We start from the raw sequence: 21,073 nt of genomic DNA on the forward strand, positions 1-21,073 counted from the left end.
ATACAGGGAAAGTGATGTTTTTCTATTCTTTTTCTTGAGAAATGGTAAAATGGAGTTTGGATATTTTTTAAGGAGAGGACGGTGCTTAGCATGACAGACCTTCTGAATGATCGGCTGCCGCCGCAAAACATAGAAGCTGAGCAGGCCGTGTTAGGTGCTGTTTTTTTACAGCCGTCTGCGTTAACACTGGCTTCTGAAGTGTTGATTCCGGATGATTTCTACAGAATGTCACATCAAAAAATTTACAATGCCATGCTCGTGCTCGGAGACCGCGGTGAACCGGTTGATTTGGTCACGGTAACGTCAGAGCTTGCGAATACCGATTTGTTAGAAGAGGTGGGAGGCGTCTCTTACCTGACGGACATCGCGAATTCCGTTCCGACAGCGGCTAATATAGAATATTACGCGAAAATCGTTGAGGAAAAATCGATTCTCCGCCGTTTAATCAGAACGGCGACCTCAATCGCTCAAGACGGGTATACGCGCGAGGATGAAGTTGAAGATTTATTAAGCGATGCGGAAAAAACGATTATGGAGGTCGCGCAGCGAAAAAATTCGGGCGCCTTCCAAAATATTAAAGACGTGCTTGTGCAAACATACGACAACATTGAGCAGCTTCACAACCGGAAAGGCGATATTACCGGGATTCCGACTGGTTTTATTGAGCTTGACCGGATGACGGCGGGGTTTCAGCGGAATGATTTGATCATTGTCGCGGCCCGTCCGTCTGTGGGGAAAACGGCATTCGCCTTAAATATTGCGCAAAACGTGGCCACCAAAACGGATGAGAGCGTCGCGATATTCAGTCTTGAGATGGGTGCCGAGCAGCTTGTCATGCGTATGCTCTGCGCTGAAGGGAATATTAACGCCCAAAATCTCAGAACGGGTAATCTGACGGAAGAAGATTGGGGCAAGCTGACGATGGCGATGGGAAGCCTGTCAAACAGCGGTATCTTTATAGATGACACCCCCGGCATCCGCGTCAGCGAAATCCGTTCAAAATGCCGCAGGCTGAAGCAGGAAAACGGATTGGGCATGATTTTAATTGACTACTTGCAGCTCATTCAGGGAAGCGGCCGTTCAAGCGACAACCGCCAGCAAGAGGTATCGGAAATTTCACGGGCGCTAAAAGCGCTGGCGCGGGAGCTTGAAGTCCCGGTCATCGCCCTGTCTCAGCTCTCCCGGGGTGTTGAGCAGCGGCAGGATAAACGTCCGATGATGTCAGATATCCGTGAGTCGGGAAGTATTGAGCAGGATGCCGACATCGTCGCCTTCCTGTATCGTGATGATTACTATGATAAAGAATCCGAAAACAAAAACATCATCGAAATCATTATCGCCAAACAGCGTAACGGCCCGGTGGGCACCGTCTCACTGGCTTTTGTGAAAGAATACAATAAGTTCGTAAACCTGGAAAGGCGCTTTGATGACGGCGGTGTTCCGGCAGGTGCGTAAAGCCTCAAGCAATGTCTTGAGGCTTTTTTTCATCCGAAAGAATGAGAGAATGCCGTCCGTTCGGCAGACGAAAAAAGGAAAGCGCTTTTATATAATGGAATTAAGGGAGGGATGATGATGGCAATTGAATTTCCGCAATTTCAAGCGGCGCAAATCCGGATTGCCCGGCCGACCGGACAGCTTAAGGAAATCATCAGGTTTTATGAAGAGGGCCTCGGGCTGAAGAGGGTCGGCAGTTTTTCCGGACATGAGGGCTACAGCGGCGTCATGTTCGGCCTGCCCCATACGCAATATCACTTAGAATTCACCGAAGAAACCGGCGCGTCTCAGCCGGCGCCCGTTCCGCACGGCGACAGCCTGCTTGTCTTTTACATCCAGGATCAGCAGGAGGTCATTCGCATCAGCACGAAATTAAAGCAGATGGGATATGAGGAGAAAGCACCCGAAAACCCGTACTGGAAAGAAAAAGGCGTGACCATCGAAGATCCTGACGGCTGGCGGGTCGTCCTGATGAATACAAGCGGCATATAAATGACTGTTTGAAGAACCCTGATTACGGGTTCTTTTTCTTATTAAAGCATGAAAGTTTCGGGAGTAATAGATAGCAAATGAAAGAGAAAACGCTTTTAATTATGTTTAAGGCGAACAAATATAGATTAATAAGATTTAAACGTTCGGATTTACGATTGACTTTCTGTTTCGGCACTGATACACTTAATTTGTTTGAATGAGATATCGTTTTGAAAGGTTAACGGAGGTGCACGGATATATGTCTTCAGTAGTCGTAGTAGGTACGCAGTGGGGCGATGAAGGAAAAGGTAAAATTACAGATTTCCTATCAGAAAATGCAGAAGTGATCGCACGTTATCAAGGCGGAAACAATGCAGGACATACCATCAAGTTTGATGGCGTCACGTACAAGCTTCATTTAATCCCATCAGGAATTTTTTATAAAGAAAAAGCGTGTGTCATCGGGAACGGAATGGTTGTTGATCCGAAAGCGCTCATAACGGAGCTTGCGTATCTTCATGAACGCAATGTGAGCACGGATAACTTGAGAATCAGCAACAGAGCCCACGTCATTCTTCCATACCATCTGAAACTGGATGAAGTAGAGGAAGAACGCAAAGGGGCCAACAAGATCGGCACAACGAAAAAAGGCATCGGACCTGCTTATATGGACAAAGCGGCGCGGATCGGCATCCGGATCGCAGACCTGTTAGATCGTGACGTGTTTGCAGAAAAGCTTGAACGGAACCTTGAAGAGAAAAACCGTCTGCTTGAAAAAATGTATGAAACGGAAGGCTTCAAAATTGAAGATATTCTGGATGAGTATTATGAATACGGCCAGCAGATTAAAAAGTATGTATGCGATACATCCGTCGTCTTAAATGACGCGCTGGATGAAGGCCGCCGCGTTTTATTTGAAGGCGCTCAAGGGGTTATGCTTGATATTGACCAAGGGACATACCCGTTTGTCACTTCATCCAACCCGGTCGCCGGAGGGGTGACGATCGGTTCAGGCGTAGGCCCGACAAAAATCCAGCACGTCGTCGGTGTATCTAAAGCGTACACAACCCGTGTCGGTGACGGCCCTTTCCCGACTGAGCTGAAAGATGAAATCGGGGATCAAATCCGTGAAGTCGGACGCGAATACGGCACAACGACAGGCCGTCCGCGCCGTGTCGGCTGGTTTGACAGCGTTGTTGTCCGCCACGCCCGCCGCGTCAGCGGAATCACAGATCTTTCTCTGAACTCAATCGATGTGCTGACTGGCATTGAAACATTGAAAATCTGTGTCGCTTACCGCTACAAAGGTGAAGTGATTGAAGAATTCCCGGCAAGTCTGAAAGCTCTCGCAGAGTGTGAACCGGTATATGAAGAAATGCCTGGCTGGACGGAAGATATCACAGGTGCAAAAACATTAAGCGATCTTCCTGAAAATGCGCGCCATTATCTGGAACGCGTGTCTCAGCTGACAGGTATTCCGCTTTCTATTTTCTCTGTCGGTCCCGACCGTTCCCAAACGAACGTCATCCGCAGTGTATACCGCGCTAACTAAGAATTTGCAGCAAACAAGCCTCCGGTCACGGAGGCTTGTTTTTTTATGTAGGAAAAAAATAATAGATTTTTTTCAAAAAAGTAGTTGCCACTTTCGAATGTTCTATGATATTATAAATCTCGTTGTTACGGAACAGCTTCAATAGAGTACTGCAAGAAAGCTTTTGTCTGAATGCTCTATGATACATAATCCGACACATCAGGAGCCATTAGCTCAGTTGGTAGAGCATCTGACTTTTAATCAGAGGGTCGAAGGTTCGAGTCCTTCATGGCTCACCACTTTTTATGGCCCGTTGGTCAAGCGGTTAAGACACCGCCCTTTCACGGCGGTAACACGGGTTCGAATCCCGTACGGGTCATTGATTTACTTTAGCGTTATTGCTAACTCCTTATTTGTCCTCGGAGGGCCGCCACGATACGGCTCTCCGGACAAATTACTGTAAGGTCCGGTAGTTCAGTTGGTTAGAATGCCTGCCTGTCACGCAGGAGGTCGCGGGTTCGAGTCCCGTCCGGACCGCCATTTTACTTTACTTTATAGTATAGAAAAGAAACATCTGGCTCGGTAGCTCAGTTGGTAGAGCAACGGACTGAAAATCCGTGTGTCGGCGGTTCGATTCCGTCCCGAGCCACTTACCCAAACGCATCTGCAATAGTAGGTGCGTTTTTTCTTTTGTTATAAAAAAAGGGAGAGCCGGCTTTTCAGCCGGCCCAGAAGAAGACGTCAAACACTAGACGGCGTTTTTTTTCGTGAGGTTTCAAAAAAATATTATTTTTTAAAAGAAAATAAAAAACATGACAAAAGGATGGCAGTTCAATACGTTTTTGCGCTGTTCTCTTTAATTTTTTTATCTTTTGACCTGAAACCGTTATAATAGACGGGGAACGTTTTTCACGATCCGAATTGTGATCATCATGAAACATCAATAGATGAAATGAAGTCATTCTGGCAGGAGGAAAATCAAGATGATGGATAAGAAAATCCTTGTAGTCGATGATGAAAAACCGATTGCAGATATATTAGAGTTTAACTTAAGAAAAGAAGGCTATGACGTGCATTGTGCGTACGACGGAAACGAAGCCGTGGAAATGGTGGAGGAGCTTCAGCCTGATTTAATTCTTTTAGATATTATGCTTCCGAATAAAGACGGAGTTGAAGTGTGCCGGGAAGTCCGGAAAAAATATGATATGCCGATTATTATGCTGACGGCAAAAGACTCGGAGATTGACAAGGTCATCGGGCTTGAAATCGGAGCGGATGACTATGTCACGAAGCCTTTCAGCACGCGTGAGCTTCTGGCCCGCGTCAAAGCGAACCTGCGCCGCCAGCTTACGGTTGCGCCGGCTGAGGAAGAATCAGCTTCTAATGACATTCATATCGGTTCTCTCGTCATCTTCCCTGACGCTTATGTCGTATCAAAAAGAGAAGAAACGATCGAGCTGACTCATCGTGAGTTTGAATTGCTTCATTACTTAGCCAAACATATCGGACAGGTTATGACGCGTGAGCATCTGCTGCAGACTGTGTGGGGCTATGACTATTTCGGTGATGTGAGAACGGTGGATGTAACAGTGCGCCGTCTCCGTGAGAAAATCGAGGATAATCCGAGCCATCCGAACTGGATCGTCACAAGACGGGGTGTCGGTTATTACTTGAGAAACCCTGAACAGGACTAACCGGCGATGAATAAGGTTGGTTTTTTTCGGTCGATTCAGTTTAAGATCACGCTGATCTATGTGCTTCTCATTATCATCGCCATGCAGATTATCGGTGTGTACTTTGTGAAACAGGTGGAGAATTCTCTTCTCAAGTCCTATGAATTATCGTTAAATCAGCGGATTGACAATCTATCCTATTATATTGAGCAGGAATATAAAGGAGATAATGACAGCACCGTCATTAAAGATGACGTCAAACGGATTTTGAATGATTTTACGAAGAATAATGAAATACGGGAAATTACATTTGTTGATAAAAGCTATGAGGTCGTCGGTTCTTCGAGGCCTTATGGCGAGGAAATAGCGGGGAAACAGACGACTGACCCGATTTTTAAACGGATTTTCTCAACAAAACAGGCCTATTCAAAAAAATATTATGATCCTAAAAGTAAAAACAGAGTGCTGATTTCAGCAAAACCTGTCGTCACAGAGAATCAGGAAGTTGTCGGCGCGATTTATGTCGTGGCCAGTATGGAAGATACCTTTAACCAGATGAAAACCGTCAACTCGATTCTTGCTTCAGGAACAGGCTTAGCCCTTGTTCTGACGGCTCTTCTCGGTATATTTCTCGCCCGCACCATTACCCATCCGCTGTCGGATATGCGTAAGCAGGCGATGGAATTGGCAAAAGGGAATTTCTCCAGAAAGGTGCGGAAATACGGGCATGATGAAATCGGTCAGCTCGCAACGACGTTCAACCATCTGACGAGAGAGCTTGAAGATGCCCAAGCCATGACGGAAGGGGAGAGAAGAAAGCTTTCTTCCGTTATCGCGTATATGACGGACGGCGTCATCGCAACGAATCGCAATGGAGCTATTATTCTTTTAAACAGCCCTGCGCTTGAGCTGCTGAATGTTTCACGTGAAACGGCTTTAGAGATGCCGATTACGTCTTTATTAGGCATAAAAGAGAACTTTACATTTGAGGATTTAGTAGAACAGCAGGATTCAATGCTGCTGGAGATCGAACGTGACGATGAAACGACTGTACTGCGGGTGAATTTTTCCGTTATTCAGAGAGAGCACGGAAAAATCGACGGTTTAATCGCGGTTCTTTATGATGTCACCGAACAGGAAAAACTCGATCGGGAACGCAGAGAGTTCGTTGCCAACGTGTCTCATGAGCTGAGGACACCGCTGACGACCATGCGAAGCTATTTAGAGGCGCTTGCGGAAGGCGCGTGGGAAAACAAAGATATCGCTCCGCGTTTCCTAATGGTGACCCAAAATGAGACTGAGCGCATGATCAGATTGGTGAACGACCTGCTTCAGCTTTCTAAATTCGACAGCAAAGATTATCAGTTTAATCGGGAGTGGATTCATATGATCCGCTTTATGTCACTGATTATCGATCGTTTTGAAATGACGAAAGAACAGCATGTCGAATTTATCCGCGAGCTTCCGGACAGAAATCTGTACGTGGAGATTGATCAGGATAAAGTGACGCAGGTTCTCGATAATATCATTTCTAACGCACTGAAATACTCACCGGAAGGCGGACATGTCACTTTCTCAGTCGATGTGAATGAGAAAGAAGAGCTGCTTTATATCAGCGTAAAAGATGAAGGTATCGGCATTCCGAAAAAAGATGTGGAAAAAGTTTTTGACCGTTTCTACAGAGTGGATAAAGCGCGCACGAGAAAACTCGGCGGCACCGGACTCGGCCTTGCGATTGCAAAAGAGATGGTTCAGGCGCACGGCGGAGACATTTGGGCCGACAGTGTAGAAGGCAAAGGAACGAAGATTACATTTACTCTTCCATATAAAGAAGAGCAAGAGGATGATTGGGATGAGGCGTGAAAATATAAAAACAGTCATACTGTCAGTGCTGGTCGTCATTAGTCTTGTTTTAACATGGGGAATTTGGACATTCCAGCCCAATTTTTCAGAAGGCACGGCCTCAACCAAATCGACTGTCCGGGAAAAGCATAAAATTGATAAAACGAGCCAAAAAGTGTCGCAAACGGTAAAACCCCGGGATATGTTTATTCATACAAACGGCTCTCATTATAAAGTGGATGATGAGACGCTCTTTAATGACCTGTGGGCGGATTTGCCGCAATGGGAAGTAAAAGGGATGAAGGATATTTCCGATCAATACGACAAGCTCGGTTTTAAAAATTGGCTTTACGGCAGAAACGGCAATTCGGCAAAGCTCGATCTGCAATTCAATGACACCATTCCGATTGATTTTTTCCAAACGATGTTTAAATGGTCGAATCCATCAATGGAATACAGCTCATTTGACCATATTGTCATTCCGTTTAATGAGAATAAGACAAATAAGAAGATTTACATGGTCTCATACAGCAAGCAGCTGATTTTGGAAGTGACTGTGGAATCGGCGAATTACCGCAATCTGATGAATGAGCTGTACAGCAAAAAGTCGAGTATGCCGTTATACCACCTCTATTCGGTCGGAAAAAGCAAAGAATTTCTCATGCCGAATGCGCGGTTTAATATGAAGGAAAAAGAATTTATCACTGAAACCATTAAGACGAACCTGTTTAAGCAGACGCTTTTTAATGATCCGAGCACGGTCAGAGAAGACCCGAATTACAATCGGAATGTGCTGACTGACGGAATCAGCCGTCTGGAAATCAATTCGACACAGCGGCAGATTCAATTCCAGCATCGGAACCTGGCACAAAGCGCTTCTTATCAAACAGGGGAGCTGATTAAGAAAAGCTATAAATATTTAGAGGATACGGGAAGCTGGACGGATCATTATCAATTTTTCAATGTGAGTGATAACCAGCAGCTGAGTTTCTACATGTTTAAAGACCAAATGCCTGTGATCAACAGCACGTCTAAGCCTTTCGGATCCGGACCTGTTTTGACCCTGCAATGGGCCAATGACGAGGTTCTCAGCTACAAGCGGCCGAACTATGTTCTCGGGCCGAATCCGATTAAAACAAAAGACGTAAAAATGATGAACGGCAATGAGGTTGTGTCTCTGCTGGAGCAGCAGGATAAATACGACGTGAATAAAATCGACCAGATCTTCCTGTCCTATCAAATGGTCTCTTCATCAACGAATGATCTCGTTGAACTGGAACCCGTCTGGAGTATGAAAATCAACGGGAAGATCGTCCCGATTACGAAAGATCTGCTGGGGAAGGAGGAGGACGATAATGGAGTGGAATAAGACAAAAACGATCTTCATCATTGCCTTCCTCATCCTCGATATTTTTCTCGGCTATCAGTTTTTTGAAAAACGCTCGAGCAGTGAATACGAAGTGATTAAAAATTCAAATGTGGAAAAAGACATGGAGATGGATCATATCACTTTCGGCAACCTGTCTTCTGATTCCGCGACGGGCTACCGGCTGACGGCGGGCCAAAAGGTATTTACCGCCGAAGATATTGATGCTTTGAAAGATCAAAAGCCTTTAATGGAGATGCCGGCGGATGATCACAAGGTTACCACACTGAAAATGAAATTTACCAATCCGGTCGGTTTATCGAAGCAAAAACCGCAGGAGGATGCGGAATCGCTCGTCAGCTCTAAAATAACCGGCGGTGAAAAATATAAACTGTGGAAAGTCGACAAGGATAAAAAACAGATCACTTTTTACCAGATGTATGACGGCCAGTTTATTTATCAGGATTTTGACTCGTCCACGGATGCGATCGGACAGGTGATTCTGCATCTGAACGATAAAAACGAGGTCGTATCTTACGAGCAGACCATGCTGGAGTCATTCAAGCGAATCCAGACGGAGAGCCTGATTCCTGAGCTTGATGCGGTCGAATTATTGTATTCTCAAAATTACTTAAAAGCGAATTGCGCCGTTAAAAGCGTTAAGTTCGGCTATATTGCCCAATATCCGCTGACAAGTACGCAGGTGCTGGCGCCGGTATGGAGAATTACAATTGAAGATAAGTCAAAAGGGACGAAGAAAAAGACACAGCAAACGTACACTGTGAATGCATTGGAAAGCACAGTCATTGATAACAATCAAAATAAATAATGGAGTGAGACACAATGGGCTTGCAATTTAGCGTGCTTGCGAGCGGGAGTACCGGAAACGCGTTTTATCTGGAGACAGAGGAGCACTCTTTTCTGGTGGATGCCGGCCTGAGCGGTAAAGCGATGGACGGGCTGATGGAGAAAATCGGCCGCAAGATAGACGACGTCGACGGCATCTTTGTCACTCACGAGCACAGCGACCATATTAAAGGGCTCGGCGTCATTGCGAGAAAGTACGGACTTCCCGTCTACGCCAATGAAAAGACGTGGAAAGCGATGGAGAATCAGATCGGCAAGCTGGATACCGGACAAAAGTTTTTGTTCCCGATGGAAAGCGTAAAATCCTTCGGCGGGCTTGATGTTGAGTCATTCGGCGTCTCCCATGACGCGGCCGAGCCGATGTTTTATGTTTTCCACTACCAAGGCAGAAAGCTCGCGCTGATGACGGACACCGGGTATGTGAGCGACAGAATGAAAGGCATTATCCGTTCGGCCAATGTGTTTGTGTTTGAAAGCAACCATGATGTCGGCATGCTGCAAATGGGCAGATACCCATGGAGCATTAAGCGGCGGATTTTAAGCGATGTCGGCCACGTCTCCAATGAAGACGCGGCGCTCGCCATGACTGATGTCATCGGCGACGGCACATCGCGCATCTATTTGGCGCATCTGAGCCAAGACAACAATATGAAGGAACTGGCGAGAATGTCCGTGCAGCAGACATTGGCTGCGAAAGGATTTGTCGCCGGGGAAACGTTTCAGTTATTTGATACCGATCCGAAAATCCCGACGCCGCTGTGCGCCGTGTAATTTTTCCAAATGAATCATGATTATTAATCCGCGATCTGACCCACACTATAAGCAAATCAAGTACTCTTGAAAGGATTTGAGATAGGGTGGATTATAATCGCGATGATGAACAGTACGCCTCCGAACAGCCCCGCCGCAGCAAGAGAGGGTACTTTCTATCAAGTCTGATCGGCGTCATCGTCGGGGCCGCGCTCATGGCTTTCCTGCTGCCGTACTGGACAGGCGGAGACCATGGAGAAAGCAGCAAAAGCACCAGCCAGCGTCTCGGCAGCGAACAGGTGAAAACAGTCAACGTAAATGTCAATGACGCTGTCACGAATATGGTCAGCCGTGTATCAGATTCGGTAGTCGGCGTTCTCAATATCCAAAAGACCGATATTTGGGGAGAGGGCGGCGAAGCGGGAAGCGGGTCGGGCGTCATTTACAAAAAGAACGGAAACACTTCCTATATCGTAACCAATCACCATGTCATTGAAGGTGCGACTGAGATTGAGATCAGCCTGAAGGATGGCTCACGCGTGCCTGCTGAGCTGATCGGGAGCGACCGTTTGATGGATCTCGCCGTGCTGAAGGTGAAGTCTGATAAAATCAAATCGGCCGCCCAGTTTGGCAATTCTGATCAGGTCAAAGTCGGAGAACCGGTCATTGCGATCGGAAATCCGCTCGGGCTTGAATTTGCGGGATCAGTGACACAGGGGATCATTTCAGGAACGGAAAGGGCGGTGCCCGTTGACTCAAACGGCGACGGACAGCCGGATTGGAATGCGGAAGTGCTGCAGACCGATGCCGCGATTAACCCCGGCAACAGCGGCGGCGCTTTGATGGATATATCGGGCAAGGTGGTCGGCATCAACTCAATGAAGATCGCTGAATCCGCCGTTGAAGGCATCGGCCTGTCCATCCCGTCAAAGCTTGTCATTCCCGTTATTCAGGATTTAGAAAAATACGGAGAAGTCCGACGGCCTTTCCTCGGTATTGAGATGAAATCCTTAACGGATATTGCGAGCTACCATTGGAGCCAGACGCTGAAACTTCCGAAAGGCGTTAAAACCGGGGCGGTCATTATGGGTGTCGACGCGTTTTCACCGGCCGGAAAAGCGGGTTTGAAAAAGCTCGACGTGATTACCGGGTTCGACGGACATAAGGTCAATGACGTTGTTGATCTCCGTGAGCGCCTGTATCGCAAAAAGATCGGCGACCGTGTAAACATCACGTTCTACCGTTCGGGAAAGAAAAAAACAGCGGAAGTCAAACTGACAGAAGCGGATCGATTACAGAAATAAAAAACAGCCCGGACATCCGGGCTGTTTTTTATTGATTTATTTGTTAATATTATACTATTGTGAAAACGGGAGGTGAAACACATGAAAACGGCTGATGTGATCATCGTATTGAATGAAATTGAAGGTGAATGTGAAGGAAGAATTATTTTAGAATGCAGAATTTAAGAACATGAAACATGTCATATTAAACGTCCTTTTTCAGGGCGCTTTTTTTATGCCTTTTTTCAGAAGCCATAAAAAAGAACTGAACGCGGGTCACAACACGTTCAGTTAAAAATGGGTATATGTAGAAAAAGGAGACGTGAACCTAGAACTGGTGCTGCTGAATTGAAGCGTAGATAATGATTTTTACTTGCAGATGGCTCCGTTTTCAGCGTTTCCTTTCACCAATTCAGCTTAGATTCCGTTTTGTTTCAGATAAAAGCGAATAATAGAAGGGGAAGCGAAAAAAATAAACACAGGCTGATACATCTAAGGAGAGACTGCATCATGGAAAAGTTGAAAGGCATCAAGCTGAGTGCAGACGGCGAGTCTGCACTCATTGATTCTTTAACGATGGGGCTTCATTACGGAACGGTCCTCGGGGAAGACAATATCGTCGAGGTGTACACCCGTTCTTTGCGCGAAAAGCTGAAGGACAAAGAACACAAGGTGATTCGCACGGTTCGGGGCGCCGGGTACAGGGTGGATCTGGCATGAAACGGCTGTACAGAACCCTGCGATTCCAGCTCCTGTTCAGGTCACTGGCGATTTTGGCTTTGCTGTTATGTTTCATCGGCGGCACTCAGTACATGTTTATGACACGGACGATGTATGAAAATCAGGCGATCAGCATTCAGAGTGATATCAATTCAATGGATCAAAGCGTATGGAGGTCAATCAAATCCCTTGCCCGTTCCGAAACACCGGCTCATCCGAATTTGATTTACCCCGGGGTGACGGTTGCTTTTATCAATCAATCATACAAGATGTCTGTTTTATCAGAAGACCCGAACGCGGGGGCCGCTCCTTCTTTCCCGAAAAAAGTGTACCGGGATGCGCTGACAGATACAATGGCGCTTCACTATCAGGTGGCTCACAATAAGGCGGGTGAGGAAATCATCGTCGTGTTTCAGGCGATTTCCGTTGACGGAAGGCAGGCGGGAGTTGTGCAGATGAGCACGCTGACCCAGCCTCTGAATGATTCGCTTTTCCGCCAGATCAGCATTTTCGCGGTGCTTTCCTTTGCCGCTTTGGTCATCGGCCTGTTTGTTTTTTTGCCGGTGATCCGGCTCACACTCAAGCCGCTGTCCCGCATTGTGCGTTTGATGGGTGACATTCATGCCGGCAGTCTCGATAAGCGGCTGCCGATTGATAAAAGGCAGGCAGAAATTGAGTCGCTGGGCATCTCCATCAATCAGATGCTGGAACGGATTGAAACCTCTTTTCAGGCGGAAAAAGAAGAGAAGGAACGAATCCGGCAGTTTGTATCAGACGCATCGCATGAGCTGAGAACGCCGCTTACCTCCATTCACGGCTGTATCGAAATGTTAATGCGAGGAGCGGCGGAGAAGCCGGAGCAGAAAGAAAAAGCGCTTCAAAGCATGTACGCGGAATCCGCCAGGGCGAATAAGCTGATAGAGGATCTTTTGTTTCTCGCGAAGATTGACCGGGTGCCGAGCTTTGAAATGAAAAAAGGCGCATTGGGAGACGTCATTTTGGAAATGGAGGCTCAGCTGAAGCTGCTCGCGAGAAACCGGAAGCTCGAGTTCTTTGTCGATCAAAAGATAGAAGCCGTTTTTGACAAAGACAAAATGAAGCAGGCCATTCTCAACCTCTTTTACAATGCGGTGCAGCATACGGATGAAGACACGGGTGTCATCACCGTCTCCCTGCAGAAAGACGGAGGAATCATGCTTATGATTGCGGATAACGGAACGGGAATCGCTCCGGAGCATGTGCCTCATTTGTTTGACCGTTTTTACAGGGCGGAAACCTCCCGATCCCGTCAATCCGGCGGCGCGGGGCTGGGTCTTGCCATTACAAAAACCATTATCGACAGCCATAACGGAACAATTGAAGTGAAAAGTGAGCAGGGAAAAGGCTCCGTGTTCATCATCCGGCTGCCGGGATAAACCGTGAAGAAGGAAGAAATATCACAATTTATATATAAATTCTAAATTTTCAAAAAATTACTTGTCCTTTTCCAATATTGATGATAATATCTAGTTATTGGTAAAGGGGGTGTGTACTGATGAAGATTGAAGAACTTGATCTTGATACAGAAACAGCAAGCTTGGTGCATCGCTGCTAGTAAAGCCGTGACTCCCCTCATTGGGGAGTTATTATCTTTCAGGGGGTATGTCATGATGTCAACGGACTGTAAGCGCTGGAAGTTTAAAGACAGCGTGCAGGTGCTGACCTACACGGCGCATATTATCATTCAAAATCGAAAGGCGATTAAGCTTGCGCATACGAGTGAGATCAAAGAGGCGGTTGAACGGCTGATCATCGGCTGTGAAAAACAAGAGCTTTCTGATCTTCTGGGAGAGGAAGCGGGAAACCATTTTTTCGATGCATTAATGAAATTGGATGCTTTAATAGAGCCATGGCAAAACGGCCGTGAAGGCCGCATCACTGAAAAGCAGCTGTACCATTTTGAGAAATACAACCAAAACCCCAATCTGATCCAAAAGAGATTAGACGGCAGCAGGGCAGCGATCGTGGGTCTGGGGGGCGTCGGAACGATCATTCTTCAAAATCTTTTGGCGGCGGGCATGCAGCATTTTATTCTCATTGATTTCGATGCCGTATCAGTACATAACCTGAACAGACAATTCGTCTATAATCAATCTTCTGTAGGCAAATTAAAGATCTCAGAATGCAAAGATTATATTACGGGTATCAATCCCCATGCGGACGCAGCACTTTACCATCAGGAAATTACACAGCCGCAGGACCTGCGTGTGTTAGATCCGTACGAAATTGATATCGTCATAAATGCCGCTGACAAACCCCATAACATTTCTGAATGGGTTTACCGGTATTGTAAGGAGCGGAATATTGCATTTATGACCGGGGGTGTCGGCAGCTTCAGCGGCCAATGGGGGCCTCTGCTCACGCCTGAATCCTATCAATCCGGCGTCACCTATGAAAAAAACTTGCCGGCCGGACTTCTGAACTGTTACCCCGATGAACCGATCAAAGGTTCCTTAGGAGCGACAAACGGTATTATATCCTCGTTTATGTCTCATGACATTATCACATACCTTGCAGGCGGAAGCCCGAAATCCCTGAATACCCGCATCGGCCTGGACTTTGACGGCCTTCATATTACAGAAACGAAACTTTCTCAAAAGGAAAGCGCTTTATGAAGACGATGCATCGTACGGCGAGAAAACCGGGCGACCCTCTGAAAATAGAAATCGACACAAGCCCGATACGCTTGAACCCATTAGATACGCAGGATTACACAAGCAAGATGATTTGCAGCATTATGTATGAAAGTCTGCAGGACGGCTATAACTGCCGGATCATCCGCAAAGATCCCCGCACCTGTCAGGTGGACATTCACCCGGACTATTTAGGTGACGCCGAGGGTGTGGTTCAAACGATCATCTATCATCTGACGAAAGAAAATCAAAGCCCCCATCTCGGCAGTTTCCTGAACATAAAACAGGCCGTTCCGTATGTAAAAGGCCTCGTCTCATCCGATCAGCTCGGGGTGAACGTAACAGGCGAAAAACGCTTTGAAGTCACCTTGGACGAGCCGTCTGATGAAATAGAAGCCGTTTTGCAGAGCAGCTTTCTGATTCCGGGGACCGCCGGGGGCGATGTGCCGGAAAACGGCCCGTACCGATTCAAGCGCACGTTTGAGAAGGGGCTGGAATTTGAGCGGAATCCGCAATATAAAATGACGCCCGCGGATCACCGCACGGTTCAGACCATCCAATTTATTTTGAATGATGATCTGGAAAAAAGCATCGGGCTGTACGAAGCGAATCAAACGGACGTGACCTGCCACACCCAGTTTCATCATTCAAACATGAGGTATCGGCAGTATGCTGATTTTAAAGAAAATCATTTGCCGATGTTATTTACCTTCAAGGTAAAGGACGACATGCTGAGAACTTTCATTCAGCATTATTTTAATAAACAAAAGCTGGCCGGCGATTTGGGGCATATCATCACACCGACTGATTCACTGATCGGTATATGGGAAATCGGGAGGACACCGCAGAAAGATCCGCCCCTTTTGACAAGAGAAGAACCGATCCGAATCGTTTATGCCGATTATTATCCCAACGGAGAGATCATTGAAAGGCTGGCTGATTTGTTTCGGCGGGCCGGAGCGGACGTGTCCGTCTCCCGCGTCAGTCATTTCAATGATTATTACCATATGGATAAAAGCCGGTTTGATATTGAGCTCCATTTGTTCCTGCCGGCTTACATGCATGAGCTGAGCTATATCAAATATTTCATCCGCGACATCAGCGATCCAGGGAAGAAAAAAACGATCATTGATGCCGTAGGATCTGAAAAAAAGAAGGAACTTTTTGGGTTATTCGAGAATACAACTCATTATTGCCCAATTTGTTTTGGGAAAAGTCTGTATCTGCAAGATCCATGTATAGAGGGTTTTAGTGTAAAGACTGACGGGCTCCTTTCTGTTCATGATGTTAAATGCAGATAGCTGGAAAGGGGTATTCATTTGCGGAATCGAAATTTGCTTTACTTCTCCGGTTTTTTCGGAAACTTCTTTTTCGAACGGGGAATTTGGATTTTATATTTAACAAGCATGAATTATTCATTATTTCTTGTGGGCATCCTGCAATCGGTCCTGAATTTGGCGATGTTTCTGGCGGAAGTGCCGAGCGGCGTCATCTCGGACAGAATCGGGAGAAAAAAATCGCTCTTGCTCGGCCATTTTATGGTCATTGTCTATTTGGTGATGTTCCTGAGCTTCCACAACTTCATCGCCCTCTTCATCGCCCATATTATATACGGTATCGGGCTGACGTTTATATCAGGAACGGATCATGCCTTTTTGTTTGATTCACTGAAAGAACAAGGGAAAGAAAAATGGTACGGCAAATCCATCGGAAATTATAACGGACTTGTCATACTCGGTCTTGCGATCGCCATGGGCATCGGCGGCTACTTGCAGGAAATATCATGGTCGTATGTGTTTATCGCCGGGATTGTCACTCAGCTGATTGCAATGGCGGTCATTACACAGCTGACGGAAATCAAATTTGAAAACAGTGAACACGAAACGCAGACGGTCGGTGACATCTTAAAAGAAGTCAAAGATTTCTTCAGGCTGAACAAAGCCTTTAAATATCTGGTGCTGTCACTCTCCGTTTTCTTTGCGATTACATCGGTTTTTTATATGTACGGACAAGATTTGTTAAGTCAGGAAGGGCTGTCCGTGCGCAATATATCCATTATTTTTGCGGGACTGTCCATCTTGCAGGCGCTGTGCTCCATCTTTTCTTCCAAGCCGGCGGAAAAATTCACGCCGAGGCGCGTGCTTCTGCTGACATTCTGCATCATCGGGGCGGCCTATCTGTTTATACCTTCGGGCAGTCTGTACGTGACGATTGCAGCTTTTGTCGTCATTAACGCGCTCTATGATGTGATAGAACCCGTATCCAGTCAGGTGGTGAATAATGAGATTCCGTCCAGAACGAGAGCCACGCTGCTGTCCATTATCAGTTTGATGACCTCGCTCTTCATGTTCATTGCCTTTCCGTTTATCGGATTCTTAACGGACTATTTTGATTCAGCTTTGCTGCTGACCGCAATCGGGTTATTATCCATCTTATTGTCGCTGTTTATGATGCTCAGCTTTTACAAACTGAAAGCGAGCGTCGCCATCCAGAATAAAGTCGAGCTTTGAACCAGAATGACAAAGGGATGATGTGAGTTGCTGAATATTCATAATCTTACGGTAAATTTAGCGGGAGATACCATTTTCAAACAAGTTTCTTTTTTCATCAATGAAGGCGAAAAAGTGCTTGTGGCCGGGCCGAACGGTTCCGGCAAAAGCACGCTGTTCAGGGTGCTTTCCGGAGAGCTTGAGGCAGATGAAGGAACGATTGCGATCAACAAAGGGGCGAAGGTCGGTTTGCTGAAGCAGATCGCTGATCCCAATGAGGATCTGACGTTGTATCAATATCTGGAAAAATCGTTTGAAGCTCTAGCGGCGATCCAGAAGGAAATGAAGGCCATTGAGCTGAAGCTTTCGGAACCGATGAGTGATGATGAGCTGACTGCTTTATTAGAAAAGTACAGTCAATACACGGAAACATTTGAGCGGAACAACGGCTACCAGATGCATGCGATGATTGACGAGGTATGCAACGGGCTCAGCCTCAGCGAATTAAAGGATCAGCCGTTTTCAAAGCTGAGCGGCGGCGAAAAAACAAAAGCCGGCCTTGCCGAAATTTTAATCCGCAACGACGACGTTATACTGCTGGACGAGCCGACCAACCATTTGGATGTCCATGCGATTGAGTGGCTTGAAGGGTTTATTAAAAAATCGAACAAAACCATTCTGTTTACGACCCACGATAAAACGTTTGCCGACCAAACGGCGATGAAGGTGCTCGAGATTGACGATACCGAGGTGAAGATTTGGCCTTACGGATTCAGCGAATACTTGAAAAAGCGGGAAGAATTCATCATCGCCCAGTTTGAGAAATATGAAGAACAGCAGAGAAAAATACAGAAGATGAAGGAATCCATCGCCCAGCTGAGAGAATGGGCCAACCGCTCAAATCCGCCGTCTGTCGGCCTGCACAGACGCGCGAATAATATGGAAAAGGCGCTGAAAAGGATCGAGCTGATCAATAAGCCGGTCCGGACGGAGCAAAAATTAAAAAACGCATTTCAGGAAGCGGGCGCCGGTTCAAAAGATATTGTGTTCATTGAAAACGGAAAGGTGACCAACGGATCTTCCCTTTTATATCAAAATGTGAATCTGCGCATAAAGCATAAAGACAGAATCGGCATCGTCGGCAGAAACGGCGTCGGCAAAACAACGCTGATCCGCTGTATCATCGGGGAAAGAGAACTGTCGGACGGCACCATTAAAGTGGGAGAAAATCTTAAAATAGGCTACATTGATCAAAAGAGCCATGTAGGAGATTCGAGTCAGACGATTCTGCAATTTTTTAAAGAAAATCTGCTGACTGAAGAGGGCATGGCCCGGAATATGCTGGCCAAGTACGGATTTTACGGGTCGTCGGTCTTTAAAAAACTTTCCGTCCTGTCGGGCGGTGAGAGAATCAGGCTGAAGCTGTCCATCTTAATGGAAAAAAAGCTGAATGTCCTGATCCTGGATGAGCCGACCAACCACTTGGATATTGAATCTCAGGAAATTCTCGAAAACAGTCTGATGCAGTTTCAAGGCACTATCATCTGCGTTTCTCATGACAGAAACCTGCTGGAGAAGTTCAACAAGATTTTCTGGCTTGAGAATCAAAACGTCACCATCTTTTCAGGTCCATACAGTTACGCCAAACAAAAAAAACGGCAGATTGCCGAATAAAAGGGGAATGGATATGACCATTGACAGACTGACAATCAATGAGTTATCGTACGATCTTTTTGTAAGCGAGTATGCTGATAAGAAACCTTTTATTTTGACGGGGGCAATGGATCACTGGGAATGCAGGCCGTGGACGCTTGAATACATTGATGAACACTATGGAGACAGAATGGTCACCATCCGGAAATCAGATATCGAAGGGGTCAAAACGTTTAAACAAGTAAAGCTTTCCAACTATATCGAGTACATTGATCAGAATGATGACAAATGGTACTGTGACTGGAATTTTACGCAGCTGAACCAAAATGACTTAGACCTTGTCTATTCCGCACCTGAGTATTTTACAAAAGACACATTGAGAGCGGATGAAGAAACGGGACGGGACTGGAAATGGTTCTTTCTCGGTTCTAAGCAGACGGGCACACCGCTGCATCAGGATTTTAACAACACGCACGCGTGGAACGGCGTCATTTTCGGGGAGAAGGAATGGATCTTCTATCATCCGGACGACTCTCCGTATTTGTACGAAGGAAATATCAATGTCTTTGATGAAAAAGACATTGAGCAAAAACCGCTGGTGCAAAAGGCGTCTCCTATCCGCTTCAGACAAAAGGCGGGAGAAATCATTTACGCGCCGCGCCATTGGTGGCATCAAGTCGAGAATACGGAACATACATTGGCAGTGAGTGAGAACTTTTGGTTTACCGGAGAGCGGCTTGCCAATCAGATATAAACGAAAGGCTGAGGAGCATCTCAGCCTTTTTTTGTATGGATTCATTTCATCCGGTCCAGACCGAATTTTTTCAGGCGGTATTGCAGGCTCTGTCTGCTGATTCCGAGCTCGTTTGCCGTTTTGGATATGTTATTGCCGTGTTTTCTCAGGGTTTTTTCGATCATGTATTTTTCGAAGTTTTCCATTTTGTCTTTTAAATCGGTGCCGGGCTGGGTGCTTGCGGCGGCTTTGGTTTCCGTGTCAGCCGGTTTGATTTTCATCCGGTATTGGTAAGGCAGGTGGGCCGCCGTAATCGTCGTTTCATCCGTCATAAAGTTCATGGCGCCTTCAATCATATGTTCAAGCTCGCGGATGTTGCCCGGCCAGTCATATTCCAAGAAGAATCGCTGCACATCGTCACTGATCGAATCGACATGCATTTGGAACAGGTGATTGTTTTTCTGGATAAAGACTTCGGCCAGAGGCAGAATATCCTCCTTGCGCTCCCGGAGCGGGGGAATGATCAGCGTGACAACGCTTAAACGGTAGTATAAATCTTTGCGCAGCCGCTCTTCTGAAATGGCGGTGATCGGGTCTTCATTCATCGTGGCGATGATGCGGACGTCAATCGGTTTGTCCTGCGCTGATCCGATGCGCCTGATTTTCTTTTCCTGAAGGGCGCGGAGCAGTTTTGCCTGCAGGCTGAGATTGAGCGAGTTGATCTCATCAAGGAGCAGGGTGCCTCCCTGCGCCTGCTCAAATAAGCCGGGCTGGTCGATGGCTCCGGTAAAGGCGCCTTTTTTCGTGCCGAATAAAATACTTTCGACCAGGCTATCCGGCAGGGCGGCGCAGTTTTGTGAGATGAACGGGGCGCCTGAGCGCTGGCTGCCGTTGTGAATGCTTTGGGCGAACAGTTCCTTGCCCGTTCCCGTCTCGCCGGCCAAAAGCACCGATGATGATGTGCGGGTTGCCCGTTTCGCGTTTTCGATGACTTCCCGAATGACCGGGCTGTTGCCGAGAATACTGTCAAACGTGTAGCTGTTCTGTTCTTTCCTGTGCATGTTCTCCCTGATCAGCCGTTCGAGCTTGGTGACGTCCTTGGCGATTTCCACGGCTCCCTTGATCTCGCCGTTTTGCACAATCGGGAAGGTGTGGTTGATCGTCGTGATTTCCTGGCCTTTGTTATTGAAATAGCTTTGCTTCACGTTTTTAATCGTCTTGCCTTCTTGAAGGGCCTGAACGAGCGTGCTGTCCTGCTGATTGGAAAACATAAATACATCAGTCAGGTTTTTATGCAGGACGTCCCGTTCATCCATATCTTCAATCTGCATCATTTTCTTATTGTAAATGACGGTGCTGCCTTTTTCGTCCACCACATGCAGCCCGACATCAATCTCTTCCAGAATGCTTTGTAACACGAGTGTGTAAAATTCGCTGGTTGTGTGCAGGTCAATTCCCCCTCTCAATCGTCTTAACATTCATTATTTTAAAATAAATCGAACGGGAAACGCAAAAAATTTTTGCGCTTG

General features: G+C 46.6%; 17 protein-coding genes and 4 tRNA genes. 20 read left to right on the forward strand and 1 reads right to left on the reverse strand.

What is annotated here, in order from left to right; translation table 11 throughout:
- The first annotated feature begins 90 nt into the window (after positions 1-90).
- From dnaB to SB24_RS10145, 20 genes are all read left to right on the forward strand, one after another.
- Positions 91-1,455, forward strand: a complete 1,365-nt coding sequence (gene dnaB / locus SB24_RS10045; RefSeq protein WP_004393100.1) for a replicative DNA helicase — start codon at positions 91-93, stop codon at positions 1,453-1,455.
- 117 nt (positions 1,456-1,572) lie between these two features.
- Positions 1,573-1,986 (forward strand): VOC family protein, encoded by a 414-nt coding sequence (locus tag SB24_RS10050; protein WP_033574283.1) that lies wholly within the window; start codon positions 1,573-1,575, stop codon positions 1,984-1,986.
- A 238-nt stretch (positions 1,987-2,224) separates the two neighbouring features.
- Positions 2,225-3,517, forward strand: a complete 1,293-nt coding sequence (gene purA / locus SB24_RS10055) for an adenylosuccinate synthase (RefSeq protein ID WP_012118894.1) — start codon at positions 2,225-2,227, stop codon at positions 3,515-3,517.
- A gap of 202 nt (positions 3,518-3,719) precedes the next feature.
- Positions 3,720-3,795 (forward strand) — tRNA-Lys (locus SB24_RS10060).
- An 8-nt stretch (positions 3,796-3,803) separates the two neighbouring features.
- Positions 3,804-3,875, forward strand: a tRNA-Glu gene (locus tag SB24_RS10065).
- 84 nt (positions 3,876-3,959) lie between these two features.
- Positions 3,960-4,036 (forward strand) — tRNA-Asp (locus tag SB24_RS10070).
- A gap of 36 nt (positions 4,037-4,072) precedes the next feature.
- A tRNA-Phe gene (locus SB24_RS10075) sits at positions 4,073-4,145 on the forward strand.
- A 337-nt stretch (positions 4,146-4,482) separates the two neighbouring features.
- Positions 4,483-5,190: a cell wall metabolism DNA-binding response regulator WalR gene (walR, locus tag SB24_RS10085; protein WP_004393104.1), complete on the forward strand. Its 708-nt coding sequence runs from the start codon at positions 4,483-4,485 to the stop codon at positions 5,188-5,190.
- 6 nt (positions 5,191-5,196) lie between these two features.
- On the forward strand, positions 5,197-7,032 hold the full coding sequence (gene walK, locus SB24_RS10090) for a cell wall metabolism sensor histidine kinase WalK (protein WP_004393106.1): 1,836 nt from the start codon (positions 5,197-5,199) through the stop codon (positions 7,030-7,032).
- Entirely contained in the window at positions 7,022-8,380 is a 1,359-nt protein-coding gene (gene yycH / locus SB24_RS10095; protein WP_015418614.1) for a two-component system activity regulator YycH, read from the forward strand. The genes walK and yycH overlap by 11 nt, the downstream gene beginning before the upstream one ends.
- Positions 8,367-9,206, forward strand: a complete 840-nt coding sequence (locus SB24_RS10100; RefSeq protein ID WP_031379196.1) for a two-component system regulatory protein YycI — start codon at positions 8,367-8,369, stop codon at positions 9,204-9,206. Before yycH ends, SB24_RS10100 begins: the two co-directional genes overlap by 14 nt.
- A 14-nt stretch (positions 9,207-9,220) precedes the next feature.
- Positions 9,221-10,015 (forward strand): MBL fold metallo-hydrolase, encoded by a 795-nt coding sequence (locus SB24_RS10105; protein ID WP_007407895.1) that lies wholly within the window; start codon positions 9,221-9,223, stop codon positions 10,013-10,015.
- An 86-nt stretch (positions 10,016-10,101) separates the two neighbouring features.
- On the forward strand, positions 10,102-11,298 hold the full coding sequence (locus SB24_RS10110; RefSeq protein ID WP_007614967.1) for a S1C family serine protease: 1,197 nt from the start codon (positions 10,102-10,104) through the stop codon (positions 11,296-11,298).
- Positions 11,299-11,787: 489 nt separating this feature from the next.
- Entirely contained in the window at positions 11,788-11,997 is a 210-nt protein-coding gene (locus SB24_RS10115) for a winged helix-turn-helix domain-containing protein (protein ID WP_015418611.1), read from the forward strand.
- The gene (locus tag SB24_RS10120; RefSeq protein ID WP_039253191.1) at positions 11,994-13,412 is read left to right on the forward strand and encodes a sensor histidine kinase; all 1,419 of its coding nucleotides are present in this window, start codon (positions 11,994-11,996) and stop codon (positions 13,410-13,412) included. Before SB24_RS10115 ends, SB24_RS10120 begins: the two co-directional genes overlap by 4 nt.
- 231 nt (positions 13,413-13,643) lie before the next feature.
- Positions 13,644-14,651: a ThiF family adenylyltransferase gene (locus SB24_RS10125; protein WP_031379194.1), complete on the forward strand. Its 1,008-nt coding sequence runs from the start codon at positions 13,644-13,646 to the stop codon at positions 14,649-14,651.
- A complete protein-coding gene (locus tag SB24_RS10130; protein ID WP_039253194.1) occupies positions 14,648-15,970 on the forward strand; it encodes a periplasmic substrate-binding domain-containing protein in 1,323 nt (440 codons plus the stop codon). The genes SB24_RS10125 and SB24_RS10130 overlap by 4 nt, the downstream gene beginning before the upstream one ends.
- 18 nt (positions 15,971-15,988) lie before the next feature.
- Positions 15,989-17,179 (forward strand): MFS transporter, encoded by a 1,191-nt coding sequence (locus SB24_RS10135; RefSeq protein WP_025854057.1) that lies wholly within the window; start codon positions 15,989-15,991, stop codon positions 17,177-17,179.
- 27 nt (positions 17,180-17,206) lie between these two features.
- Entirely contained in the window at positions 17,207-18,832 is a 1,626-nt protein-coding gene (locus SB24_RS10140; protein WP_039253197.1) for an ABC-F family ATP-binding cassette domain-containing protein, read from the forward strand.
- Positions 18,833-18,845: 13 nt separating this feature from the next.
- Complete coding sequence (locus SB24_RS10145) at positions 18,846-19,565, forward strand: cupin-like domain-containing protein (RefSeq protein ID WP_007407887.1); 720 nt, start codon at positions 18,846-18,848, stop codon at positions 19,563-19,565.
- Between the two features lie 41 nt (positions 19,566-19,606).
- Here SB24_RS10145 and SB24_RS10150 read toward each other — a convergent pair whose 3' ends face one another.
- The gene (locus tag SB24_RS10150; protein WP_050556574.1) at positions 19,607-21,022 is read right to left on the reverse strand and encodes a sigma-54 interaction domain-containing protein; all 1,416 of its coding nucleotides are present in this window, start codon (positions 21,020-21,022) and stop codon (positions 19,607-19,609) included.
- Between the last annotated feature and the right edge of the window lie 51 nt (positions 21,023-21,073).

It is taken from the genome of Bacillus sp. Pc3 (assembly GCF_000815145.1).
Classification (GTDB): Bacteria; Bacillota; Bacilli; order Bacillales; family Bacillaceae; genus Bacillus; species Bacillus velezensis.

Coding starts and splice junctions, on each gene's coding strand:
- dnaB (WP_004393100.1), top strand. CDS start 91: ATGACAGACCTTCTGAATGATCGGCTGCCGCCGCAAAACATAGAAGCT.
- SB24_RS10050 (WP_033574283.1), top strand. CDS start 1,573: ATGGCAATTGAATTTCCGCAATTTCAAGCGGCGCAAATCCGGATTGCC.
- purA (WP_012118894.1), top strand. CDS start 2,225: ATGTCTTCAGTAGTCGTAGTAGGTACGCAGTGGGGCGATGAAGGAAAA.
- walR (WP_004393104.1), top strand. CDS start 4,483: ATGGATAAGAAAATCCTTGTAGTCGATGATGAAAAACCGATTGCAGAT.
- walK (WP_004393106.1), top strand. CDS start 5,197: ATGAATAAGGTTGGTTTTTTTCGGTCGATTCAGTTTAAGATCACGCTG.
- yycH (WP_015418614.1), top strand. CDS start 7,022: ATGAGGCGTGAAAATATAAAAACAGTCATACTGTCAGTGCTGGTCGTC.
- SB24_RS10100 (WP_031379196.1), top strand. CDS start 8,367: ATGGAGTGGAATAAGACAAAAACGATCTTCATCATTGCCTTCCTCATC.
- SB24_RS10105 (WP_007407895.1), top strand. CDS start 9,221: ATGGGCTTGCAATTTAGCGTGCTTGCGAGCGGGAGTACCGGAAACGCG.
- SB24_RS10115 (WP_015418611.1), top strand. CDS start 11,788: ATGGAAAAGTTGAAAGGCATCAAGCTGAGTGCAGACGGCGAGTCTGCA.
- SB24_RS10120 (WP_039253191.1), top strand. CDS start 11,994: ATGAAACGGCTGTACAGAACCCTGCGATTCCAGCTCCTGTTCAGGTCA.
- SB24_RS10125 (WP_031379194.1), top strand. CDS start 13,644: ATGATGTCAACGGACTGTAAGCGCTGGAAGTTTAAAGACAGCGTGCAG.
- SB24_RS10130 (WP_039253194.1), top strand. CDS start 14,648: ATGAAGACGATGCATCGTACGGCGAGAAAACCGGGCGACCCTCTGAAA.
- SB24_RS10145 (WP_007407887.1), top strand. CDS start 18,846: ATGACCATTGACAGACTGACAATCAATGAGTTATCGTACGATCTTTTT.
- SB24_RS10150 (WP_050556574.1), bottom strand. CDS start 21,022: ATGTTAAGACGATTGAGAGGGGGAATTGACCTGCACACAACCAGCGAA.